6 protein-coding genes are annotated in these 12,115 nt (G+C 38.1%); 5 read left to right on the forward strand and 1 reads right to left on the reverse strand.

The genetic code is table 11. The features are described 5' to 3' along the window. Positions 1 to 86 precede the first annotated feature (86 nt). The 5 genes from T501_RS04665 to T501_RS20010 all read left to right on the forward strand — a co-directional run bounded on the left by T501_RS04665 (position 87) and on the right by T501_RS20010 (position 10,527). Complete coding sequence (locus tag T501_RS04665) at positions 87 to 5,663, forward strand: MucBP domain-containing protein (protein WP_207641178.1); 5,577 nt, start codon at positions 87 to 89, stop codon at positions 5,661 to 5,663. A gap of 135 nt (positions 5,664 to 5,798) precedes the next feature. Then, positions 5,799 to 7,358 carry a SpaH/EbpB family LPXTG-anchored major pilin gene (locus tag T501_RS04670; protein WP_044913597.1) on the forward strand — a complete coding sequence of 520 codons (1,560 nt, stop codon included), beginning with the start codon at positions 5,799 to 5,801 and terminating at the stop codon, positions 7,356 to 7,358. Between the two features lie 225 nt (positions 7,359 to 7,583). Next, positions 7,584 to 8,456 carry a class C sortase gene (locus T501_RS04675; RefSeq protein ID WP_044913598.1) on the forward strand — a complete coding sequence of 291 codons (873 nt, stop codon included), beginning with the start codon at positions 7,584 to 7,586 and terminating at the stop codon, positions 8,454 to 8,456. 8 nt (positions 8,457 to 8,464) lie between these two features. Further along, entirely contained in the window at positions 8,465 to 9,673 is a 1,209-nt protein-coding gene (locus T501_RS04680) for a Cna B-type domain-containing protein (protein ID WP_044913599.1), read from the forward strand. A 206-nt stretch (positions 9,674 to 9,879) separates the two neighbouring features. Beyond that, positions 9,880 to 10,527, forward strand: a complete 648-nt coding sequence (locus tag T501_RS20010; RefSeq protein ID WP_049945675.1) for a sortase — start codon at positions 9,880 to 9,882, stop codon at positions 10,525 to 10,527. 42 nt (positions 10,528 to 10,569) lie between these two features. Here T501_RS20010 and T501_RS04690 read toward each other — a convergent pair whose 3' ends face one another. Then, a complete protein-coding gene (locus T501_RS04690; protein ID WP_081843040.1) occupies positions 10,570 to 12,054 on the reverse strand; it encodes a methyl-accepting chemotaxis protein in 1,485 nt (494 codons plus the stop codon). Positions 12,055 to 12,115 lie beyond the last annotated feature (61 nt).

The following is a 12,115-nucleotide window of genomic DNA, read 5'->3' on the forward strand; positions in this document are numbered from 1 at the left end:
AGGTAATACAGGGGAAATCAAGGGAAGAAGAAATGAGGAAATTAGACAACAGTCGAGTAGAAGGGTTTTTAAGAAAACATGCTTTCTTGAAAAGGTGGGGTGCATTAATGCTGGTGGTTGCATTCCTTGTCACGACAGCTACGATGTATTCACTTAATAAAGTGGCATCAGCGGTATCTGAGGAAACAGCCGAGGATGTGGGAATGGTTCTTAATCAGAATAATTCCGGGGAGGATTCTGATGTAGCTTATTCCACGGAAGAAATATCAGCGGAAAGCGCAGCAGATACTTCTGAAAGTGGCGATGAAGAAAATGCAACTTCAAGTGAGGATGCATCAGCAAATACATCAGATTCATCAGAAACTGCTTCTGCGGATTCAGACGCTTCCGGAGAAGATACAACTGATAATTCTGACAATGCGACTTCTGATGAAAATTCATCTGACAATTCAGTTACAGAAGATAACGCAGCATCCACGGAAACAACTGATGACAATTCATCTTCAACAGAAGAAGGCTCAGATGCAAGTTCTGAGGCATCTTCTGATAATCAAATAGGTGAGAACACTGATTCATCAGAAATTGATTCAACTAAAGAGGGGACTTCTACAGAAAATCCAACAACAGATAATTCTTCAACAGAGAATTCTTTAGCAGGACAGGCACCAGCTGAGGGTGAGAATGCAGCTGATAAGGCTTTGACTTCAGAAGAAGATGAGCTGAAGACAGAAGATCAAGAAGGCAAAGAAGCTGAAGGAAGCAAAGCTAAGGAAGGTACACTTGCTTCAGGGGACGAAGTAGAACTTACTGAGGATGTGGTTCTTACAGTTTCTTATGTTGATGAAGAAAATAATTCAATCGCAGATGAAAAAGAGATAAGCCTTTCTGAGAGTCTTGATTTTACTACAGAGGCTCCAAAGCAGGACGGCTATGAATTTATGAAAGCTGCAATTGATGGAACAGAGATCACCAAAATCACAGCAAAGCAGGATGCTAATGGATTCAGATATTATGAAGTTGCATTGGCAGATGCTGAGAATGCTGAAGAAGCTACTGTGGTTATTAAAGAAAACAAGACAGTAGTTCTTACTTATATTAAAGAAGTAATTATTGACGGTGGAATAAAGCTAACAGCAAGATATCTTGATAAAGATGGCGTTGAAATAAAGGAAGCTTCTGAACTGGCAATAACTTCTGAAACAGAATTAAAGCAGGATGAAACAACAAATATAGATGGATTCTTTTATGTAGACGCTACTTACAATGATCAGAAAGTTGTAAGGATCACTCCTGTTTTCGATGAAAAACAGGAGAATACTGAGACAGCAGAAACAGATGAAAATGTGGAAGCTGAAAATGAAGAGACAGAAAATAGTGAAGCAGTAGAAGCTACTGATAATAAAGTAGTTATTAAGGAATTCATAATTACTAATGCTGCAAATGAGCAGATAGTAGTAACAGAAGATGCAGACATTGTTTTCAATTATATAAAGTTAACATCAGAGAAGAACTTTGAGTATTCTGATGAAAAAGTAATAGTTAAGGCCGAGACAACATCTGAAGGTGCTTTTCCAGAGGGAATTGAACTCAAAGTAACAGAGGTTAATTCCAGTACCGAAAATTATAGTTATGATGCTTACATGAATGCTCTTAATGAAAACGCAGAGAGCATTGCAAAAGATGCCGGTCTTGAAGAGGCTTGTCAGTACAATGAGGCTAACACATTATTATATGACATTGCTTTCATGTATGAAGGTATAGAGATACAGCCGCTTCAGGGTTCTGTAAACGTAAGCATAGAGTTTAAGAACAATCAGCTTTCAAATGACCTTCAGGCTGTAGAAGATGAGAATATTGCAGTGGTTCATCTTCCTATTAAAGAAGAGGTAAAAGAAGCTTCTGATATCAATAGTACTGAAGAAGCAACGCAGATTAAAGCAGAGGATGTTGAAGTTAAGACACTGATAGAAACTACTGCTGATGTTGACAATGGTGAAAATGCTAATGAAACTGTAGAGTTCAAAGAAGATAGCTTTTCAGTTTTTGCTGTTATTTCTTATCAGAAACATGAACCTGGTACAGATACATTTGAAACGATTCTTGGAGATGCCATTAATTTCGGTATTGTTGCAAATAGAATTAAGATCAAGGAATCTGAGACAAACTTTGCAGTAAACATAGCCGATGCCAGTGATCAGTCAGGTAATGATCTTACAAATCCTGTTGAGCAGACCTTTATGGCAGCATCAGTAAACGGTTCATTCCAGCTAAAGGGTGAGGATGCTTACTTTATCGTCCCTAAGGAGTATGCAAGTAGAATCACGCATGTCAACGAAGTTGGTGGAGATCACGTAAAGTTTGATACTGCTTATACTAGTGAAGAAATTACCAAATTAGTAGATGATATGAGAAAGTATACCAGGGATGCTTCGAATGATCTTGCTTCAAGAAAAGATAATGCGACGGTTGTTGTAGGAAATGATGGTAAATATTATTTAGATATTCGTGCTAATAAACCAGGTACATATTATGTGACATTTAATAGCGAAGACATGAAGCAAATAGCTCAGGATGATTGGCTAAATGTCTACAAGAGAGATGATCAGACAGTAGTTTTCAATGTTACAACAGCAGATAATATTTCTTTACATAAGTTTAGAGTAAATGATGTTCCAACCGGTGAGGCTGAGATGCTAAAGCAGGCTAATAATGCCTCTAAAACGATTATTTGGAACTTTATCAACGCCACGAATGTTAAAACTTGTGGATCTGTTGTAGGCGTACTTCTTTCAGGTCATTCAAATGCTCATTTTGAGAATGCGGCAACATCAGCAGGCTGGGTAATGTTCCCTGATGTTGAGATTACCAGCGGTGAGTGGCATAACACCTATGATCATATCAGGCAGATAAGTGGAATGGCACAGTTCCAGGCATATAAGACCATAGATGGTAAGGATGCTTCAGTATCAGGTTTTAAGTTCAATCTATACAAATGGAATGGTAATAATTGGAGCGTTGTTGAAACTGTAGAGAATGATCACGCATCACCACATAATGTTTTCTTTAATTCTGTGACATTCGGTGGAGACAGTGAAAAGACAGATCCTCATTACCAATATGTTTCTGCAAAAAATGTAGGAGAAAGTCAGGACTTTCTATTTGCAATTGGTGAGATAAATGGTAGTACTGATGAGAATGGTAAAGCTTATTATCCTGATGAAAACATATATTATGCGAAGGTTACCGTAACTCTTCAGAAGATGAATGAGATTAGTGGGAAAGGTATCTATTATAGAGTAAGCACCCCTGAATATTATACTGATTCTTCTCTGACTAAAAATACAAAGATAAACGGTAACATTCCTACATTTAACAATAAGACCATAAATGGATCGGTTGGAATCTTATTGAGAAAGTATCTCAATGGTGCAGATCCTGGTAATCTTAAGTTTGGATTTACTATAAGAGCTCTCACAAGTAATGGAACAAACTTTAAGGTGCTGAATAATAATGTTTACAATGATGGCTCCAGAATCTCATATGCTTTTAAATTCGATTCTGATTCGAAGATTATTTATAATGATTCTATTTATTTGGTTATCACTGAGAATGATATTCCGGATGGTGGATCAGGTATAAACATTAAGAAGGACAGTAGTTACATAATTGCAAGGGTTAACAACCCCGGTAAGGATAATCAAAGTGTTGATTATTACAAACTGGATGCCAATAATTCAGATGATTTAAATCGTATTAAATCTCTCGAAGAGTCAGTAGGAAAGGAGGGGCTTAATAAAGATAATATTCCTTTTTTGGCAGGTCATGTCATGGCTAAGACAAAAAGATCTGCTAACAAGATTGCTAACGAAGATGAGGTAGCATTTTACAATACCGGAACCGGAAGGCTTCGTATCCATAAGATGGTAATAAATGACTGGGATGCAGATTTTGTAAGAGATGGTAAAGAGTTTTCAATGCTAAACCATTGTACTTTCAGGATAACCAACAATGCAACCAAGAACTACATTGTCTTTAGAAGTTTTGTTGGGGATCCCCAAAAACCTAAAATGGATGGGGCTGTAGAATATGATGGCAAAACGCACAAGCCCACAGGTAACTACTACCCAGTTTCGTATAACCGTAGTGCACAGTGGACTATAGATAATCTTCCATCAGGTACATATACAGTTGAAGAGGTTGGTGATGATATTACTTTCGCATATGAACCATCATCCAATTCAATAACCTACCTGTATGATTCAAATCTCTCACGTGTTACTAAGTATGATGTAACTGTTGATGGAGAAGGTGCAAGTTCAATTGGAACAGGTGGGGATAATTACAGAGTTGTGTATTCCATTGATCTTCCTAACCATTATGATCATGGACCTACTGATGTTAAGGTTGGAGATAATACAGTAAATAATAAAGAAGGCTCTAGTAAATCTCACACTCAGACAGTTCAGGTATGCAACTATTACAGCCTTCCTGTTGGCCCTATAAAGATTGCTAAAAACTTTACAGGTGGTAAGTGGAATAAAAATATGGAATTCCAGTTTAGGATAGATCCTGTTTCATATACTGCTTGGGATTCTGCAGGAAATGGAGTTAGCATTCCTACCGGACAGCCAATGCCGATCGGTGGAAATACTATTGCATTAACCGGAAAAGATGCAAAGAAGAATAAGGATGGTTCTTATTCAGCAATAGGAATGTTTACATCAATACCCTATAGGTTTGAAGGCATCTATTACTACAAGATTACAGAAGTTGATACCGGACTTGGTGGAGTAATATATGATACTTCAGAGTATTATGTAGAAATAAAGGTCACCAAAAAACATACTGAGTTTAATAAAACCTATAATGGCGAAAATATGGCTAATCAGGGAAACTACAGCAATACTGGTCAGACAACTGTGAGGGAAGATTTCTTCTACCTCGGAGCAGATATAAGATATGCAACTGACAAGAAATTCGATAATGTTGTTGCTCAGTGTGAATTGTATCTGGGTAAGGATCCAAAAACAGATACTCCTCTGATGAATGAGTTCCAGGTTAACTACACATATGGTAAGGCGGATGGTTCATCTGTAGTATTTAATAACTCACTTGCCGGCAAACTGGTAGTTTCTAAGAAATGGTTTGACATGGATGGCAAAGATGATATGTCAGGTCATTCACCTCTGACACTTTACATATGGCAGAGGAAAGTTGGTGAGAAAGATTGGCATTCATATAATGCGGTTTCATCAGTTACATTATCTGATGAAAATAAGTGGACTTATACAGTTGATAATCTTCTTATTGAGGATGCTGATGGTAATAGGTATGAGTACTGTATCAAGGAACCGGATGAATTCCTGACAGAATATGCTGTCACATACAGTGTTACTTCTTCGAAAGGTAATGAGAAATTCTTTGCTAATGATTCAGGGAAAATAACTGTTGACGGAGTAAACTACAAAGATCCCGGATACATACTGAACGTAGATGCAAAAGGAAACTATGGCACAGTTGAGATATTAAATACGAAAATTGTGACCAATGTGCTTCCGGAATCCGGTGGAGAAGGAACCATACCTTATATGGCAACCGGTGCAGCAATGATTACCTTAGCGGTTATTGCAATGCTTTACAGTAGAAAAAAGCGAGAAAAATAATGTAATGGTTTAAGATGTCTTCGACATTTTAACAAAAGTGCTCATTTGCACTTGATAAATCAGGTGAGTAATCACCAAACAAATAAACATTTTATCTAAAACAGACAAGATTCAACAGGAAAAGGAGAGAGGTAAATGAAAGGATTTAAGAAACTATTAACCGGAATTCTTGCTGCAACCATGATCATGGGTGCAAGCTTAAATGTGGCAGCTGAGGAAACAACTCAGACTCAGCCTGCAGCAACAGAAAATGTAGTATCAACTAAAACTGTTTCTGCAAATGCAGGAGATTACCAGATTAAACTGCAGCAGACAAATAAAAATCAGACATATACTGTTTATAAGTTGTTTGATGCAACAACAAACAGTGCTCGAAAGGTAGCGACTGATGACAGTACCACGACAGATGTTACTACCGAAGGTATAACATATACATTGCCAAGTGGAAAAACTCTTGAAGGAAACGCATGGTTTACTGATACAAATGGCTATGTAAGACTGAAGGATGGCATTAGTGAAAGCAGTCTTTCTACAAATGAGTTCCGTGAATGGGCAAAAACATTTGGTACAGAGGTAGTTCATGAAACCGCTGATAATGATGGACAGGAAATAGTTTTTACCGGGCTTACTGAAGGATATTACTTCATTTCAACAACTACAGGAACACTTGCAACAGTTACCAGTGTGGCTCCTAATGCACTTGTAAAAGATAAGAACTCTGTTCCAACAGTAACTAAGGTAGAAGATCAGCCTACAAATGATTTTGGAGATGTAGTAACTTATACAGTTAATATTACTCTTCAGCCAGGCTCAAAAAATGTTGTATTTCATGACAGACTTACAAAGGGATTAACACTTGCGAATGCTCCGGAGTCAATAAAAATAGGTACTGATGATTTATCTGCTAGTAACTATGAGTTGACTAAGTGGACAAACGTTGAGGAAGATGGTCAGGATGATATAAGTATTAAATTTATCCAGGATTATCTTGATACAATTTCTGAAGCAACAGTAGTAACTCTGACATATAAGGCAACAGTAAATGCTCAGGCTGTGATCAATGAACACAACGATGCATGGATCAACTACAGTGAGAATAATGAAGTAACATCTGAGCATGTGACTGTGTATGAGTCAACATTTAAATTCAAGGTAGTTAAGGTTGACGAACATGATCAGCCCTTAGCTGGTGCAAAATTTGTCCTTTCAAAGAATAGTGAGCTTGGTGATATAACAGAGAATAACATAACTGATAAGAAGGCAGATCTTCTTGCTTTTGATGCTGATGGTAATTACACACCTGGCGGAGATAGCTATATTCAGACAGGGAATAATAATGCTGAATTTATGTTTAATGGATTAGATGCTGATCCTGACGCAGCAATTGAGTACTATCTCTACGAGGTTACTGCTCCTAATGGATATAACAAGCTTACAGCACCTATTAAAGTAGTTATCACTCCGGTTCTTAAGGGTACAAAAGTAGAAAGTTACGTATTGACATATACAGTTAACAATGTAGCGACATCAATAGATGGTGTAATTGGTCAGGTTCCTTCATTTAATGTAGTTAATAATCAAGGTACAGTTCTTCCTTCAACAGGTGGTATCGGTACAACAATTTTCTATATTATTGGTGGACTTCTTATCGTAGCAGCTGTTGTATTCTTTGTAGTACGCAGAAAGAACGATTAAGAGTAATTCTATTTTATAATAGAGGGATTTATAGATTAAATAAAATATTGAATCTTGTTTCTGTAGACAAAATATAGAAACATACTGCAGTTTCGGATTGGGTTTATTGCTCATTCCGGAACTGCGGAAATTTAAACAGTGCACTTAGCGAATTTTTCACGAGCTTAGCCTGACTAGGATTCAATATTAGTAATGTAAGTTATTTGCGAAGATGGATTGATAGACATGGCGAAAAGAAAAGAATTTGCAAAGCAATTGCCAAATCTCATATTTGCAGGAATTTTTATAGTTGGATTAGGAATTTTTTTATATCCCTCAGTAAGTAATTATATTAATTCTAAGCATCAAAGTAGTGCGGTTTCAGATTATACTGAAGCAATATCTAATTTAACAGAAGAAGATTACGAGCAGTACTGGAATAAAGCAGTAGAATATAACGAAAAACTTTTATCCAGAGGACTGAATTTTACGCTATCAGACGAAGAACTGGAAGAGTATCATTCAATTCTTGATCCCACCGGTACAGGGGTAATGGGACATATAGAAATAGAGAAAATCGGCGTTGATTTGCCGATATATCATGACGTTACTGAATCTGTTTTACAAGTAGGAATTGGACATATACCCGGATCATCACTTCCAACCGGAACGATTGGAACACATACACTTTTATCCGGACACAGAGGATTGCCATCCTCAAAGCTTTTTTCAGAGCTTGATCAAATGATAGAAGGAGATACATTCCTTCTTCATATAATGGATCAGACCTTTGCCTATCAGGTTGATAATATTTCAATAGTGCTTCCTGAGGAAACACAGAGTCTGACATTTTATCCTGACAAAGAATATGTCACGCTTGTGACGTGTACACCTTATGGTGTTAACACCCACAGAATGCTCGTAAGGGGCAGGCGTGTTGATTATAATGAAGAAACCAGACTGATAGTACCGGCGGATGCTGCTAAGATTAATAATCTTGTGGTTGCTCCATTTATAGCCGGACCAATAATACTAGTCTTATTTATATGGTTTGTAATTAGTACATCGGATCGTTTTAGAAAGAAAAAGATAAAAAAAGAGGATTTACTTCGTAATTGAGGTGCTTTATGAAGATTTTTAGCAAGCTGAAAAAACTGATACTTGGTGCGACTGTAATAAGCATGTCTGCATTGTTGGCATTGCCCGGAGCTACGGTTAATGCAGGATCTGATAATAATGGACCTGGTCTTATAGATATGAACAGAGAGACGACATTATCCGTGTATTATTATTTTGATACTGTCGGAGATATTCCGGGATATGGAGAGATGGATGGTGTGAACACCAAGGTATATAAGATAGCATCTATCTCGGAGAATGGAGAATTTACCTTACTTCCACCATACGACTCTTTGGGATTGGAAGTGAGTGATATGCGTTCACTGGCTAATCAGGAGAAGTGGGATACTATAATTACAGAAGCAGGTAAGTGTGTTGCTCAGAATAACATTCAGCCAAGTTATCAGGGAACATCCGGCAATGATGGATTTACCAGATTGGGCAAAGTTGATAAGGGACTTTATTACGGAGTGAGTGATCCTTTGGTAAAGGAAGGAATACAATATAAGTATTTTGATTTTCTTTCTGTAGTTCCAGGTCCAAGTAGTATCGATGAAAATGGTAATAATCTTTGGGATGGAACATGGACGAATGCCCAATACGATGTTATAGCAATTCCAAAGAGAGCAGCGAACAGATTGGAAGAGGATCCTGAAGTGTTTGCAATTCATAAGCAGTGGGTTGATGATGGAGGAGAGGATAGACCTGATTCCATCAAAGTTAAAATATTCTGTGATGGGGCATATGCTGAGACTGTTGAGCTTTCAAATGAAAATAACTGGAAGTATTCATGGAATTACGAAAAAGGTCATACCTTTACGGTGGAAGAGGAAAACGATAATACAGGTTATACTCCTACTATTTCTCAAAATGAGAATACTATCGTAATAGTTAATACAAAGAAGCCTAAGCGCCCGGATCAGCCAAATGAGCCGGAGAAGCCAAACAAACCGAATAAGCCGGGTAAACCTTCCAAGCCGAACGAACCTGTAACTCCGGATACAGTAGATAGCCCGGGAGGCTCAACACCGCCAGATGATGGCGGAAGTGTTCTTGGTGCTATCAGAAAGTTTGTTGGTGAGCTTCCTGAGGTTCTGGGTGCCAGAAGACTTCCTCAGACAGGTCAGTTGTGGTGGCCGATTCCTGTCCTTGCGATTATGGGAATTATTCTTATAGTTCTTGGTTTTAGAAATGAACGTCGTAGAAAGAATGATTAACTAACAGGGAACCGGTAAAGTCATGACTTTTTGTGGGCAAAAGCGGAAATATGATTGGGTAACGATGATGTAGTAGAAGAAAAACGATTGTTTATAAATGAGAAAAGTTTGAAATTGGGGCTTACTTAACTTAATCTATGGGGATAGCATGGGTATATTTACTGATGCTATCTCTATTATAATTCGGAATTAAGGTGGGCTTTTACATGAAGATAATTACAAAAGGACGGATAATGATTCTTCTGGGATTCCTGTGCTTTGGAATTGCAGCAAATATTGTTGTCAATAATGAGAAAGAGGATTTGGCAGCGGGAGTCAGTGCAGCAGGGCTCCTTGAAGGGGTAGAAGAGCAGATTACCAATGCTCCTATTGATCCAAATCCTACAGGTGAAATGAAATCCATTGATATTAATGGACAATCTTTTATCGGGATTATCACGATTCCGGCAATTGATATAAGACTTCCCATTCAGACAGAGTGGGCATCTCAGAATGCCAAGACATCTCCCTGCAGATATAAGGGTTCAGTTTATGAGAATAATCTTATAGTTGCAGGACATAATTATCAAAATCATTTTGGTAATCTTAAGAACCTTGTAGCAGGCGATAACATCATAATTACAGATGTGGATGGTCGTCAGTATTATTATGAAGTCACATATATGGAGGACATAGGTACATATGACGTGGATGCCATGGACGAAGGTGAATGGGACTTTACTGTATTTACCTGCACTATTGGTGGCGCAAGCCGCGTGACTGTCAGATGTGATTTTGTTAAGATGGTTGCTCCCGGATCAGGGGCATCTGTAACAAAGGAAATAGAGAATGCAGTTTCCGAGGATAAGGAATAATAGAAAAAGAGGTCTCCCACACGATGGAAGACCTCTTTTACGTTAATCATCTGTCTGCATATCTTTAAGTTTATTTGCCTGTTTGAAAATATCTGAGAGTATGGATTTAAACTGATCAAATTCTTCAACAGCTCTTTCAGCGGAGCGGGCACCATCGTTTGAGAGTGCTGCAACTTCCTGACTGGTAGCTGAGAGATTTGAAATTCCGTCATTTATCTCTGTCGTAGAAGAGGAAATGGAATCCATACCACGCTCAATATCACTAAAGCGACTTAGCATATCAGCTACATTCTCATTTATACTGTCAAAACTGTTTCCGACAGTCTCTATCATCTCATTTTGTTCTGCAACGGAAGAAACTGTATCATCAATGCTGGACATTGCCTTTTGCACATCTTCTGTAAGTTCGTTGATGATCCTGGTGATTTCTGTAGATGCGTTGTTGGTCTCGCCTGCAAGATCTCGTACATCATTAGCAACAACCGCAAAACCTTTTCCTGCTTCGCCGGCTCTTGCGGCTTCTATACTGGCATTAAGGGCAAGTAGATTGGTCTGCTTGGATATCGACATGATGGCACCGACGATTTTCTGAACTTCCTCAACCTTATTGATAACTGCCTGAGTAGCTTCTACTGTAACCTGACTTGTATTTGAAACATCCTGAGATTTTGATTTCAGGTTTCCAATCACGCGAACACCTTCACGCACTGCATCCTGAGTGTCTTGAGATGCTTTTGACATTTCTTTTGTGTGTTCGTCAGTAGTTAGTGTTTCATCTTGAATCTGCTGAACCTTTTCAGCCTGAATGGTGATGGCTTGAGCAGTGCTTTCCATACTTGTTGCTATATCATGCATTCCGGATTGCTGAGCATTTATTATATTCTGCAGGGAGGTAAGGCTATCCTGAGAGTTGTTAAAGAGATCAGAGATATTATTTGCGATGTCAGCCATCTTATTACCGGTCTCAAGGGCTTTTTCTGCGTTTTTACTTATTTTCGCATTATTCTCATCATTGAATTTTGTGAGAAGGCTTACGACACTTAAACTTGTTATAAATGCAAGTCCGAGAGTTATGAATGCCGGAATAAAAGAAATGTTAAGGGAGCCTGTTTTGACGATTGTTTTAATGCAGGTGATAGCAAAGGAAATGCATATTGCACCGATACCGGCACGGCAGAGTCTTACGTTCAGATAAATGATGCTTGCTATAAGGATAGGTAATCCAAATGCAAAATACACCAGATTATCCTGAGCGATCATCAGTACAAAGTAAAATATTGTGGAGCCTGCCATAATAAGAATGGAGCCCATCTTGACTTCCGGGAATTTGAAATTACCGGCTAGAAGCATCAGCATACCGACTATGGCACTCAAGATGATTGAAGCATTTCCAGCGGTAATACCTCTGTTTGTAATGTCTCCGATTGATAGTAAGACACCGCATCCTATAATTATGCTGCAAACTATAAAACTGACTTTATTCGCAAGTCTGAACTGTTGAGGATTCATATGCTGTCCTTTCTGCATTTTTTTAATGCACAATTAAGCCATCATTATATATCAATAAGATTTTAACATGATAGAGAAG

Source organism: Butyrivibrio sp. WCE2006, assembly GCF_000701985.1.
Lineage (GTDB): Bacteria > Bacillota > Clostridia > Lachnospirales > Lachnospiraceae > Butyrivibrio.

Coding starts and splice junctions, on each gene's coding strand:
- T501_RS04670 (WP_044913597.1), top strand. CDS start 5,799: ATGAAAGGATTTAAGAAACTATTAACCGGAATTCTTGCTGCAACCATG.
- T501_RS04675 (WP_044913598.1), top strand. CDS start 7,584: ATGGCGAAAAGAAAAGAATTTGCAAAGCAATTGCCAAATCTCATATTT.
- T501_RS04680 (WP_044913599.1), top strand. CDS start 8,465: ATGAAGATTTTTAGCAAGCTGAAAAAACTGATACTTGGTGCGACTGTA.
- T501_RS20010 (WP_049945675.1), top strand. CDS start 9,880: ATGAAGATAATTACAAAAGGACGGATAATGATTCTTCTGGGATTCCTG.
- T501_RS04690 (WP_081843040.1), bottom strand. CDS start 12,054: ATGCAGAAAGGACAGCATATGAATCCTCAACAGTTCAGACTTGCGAAT.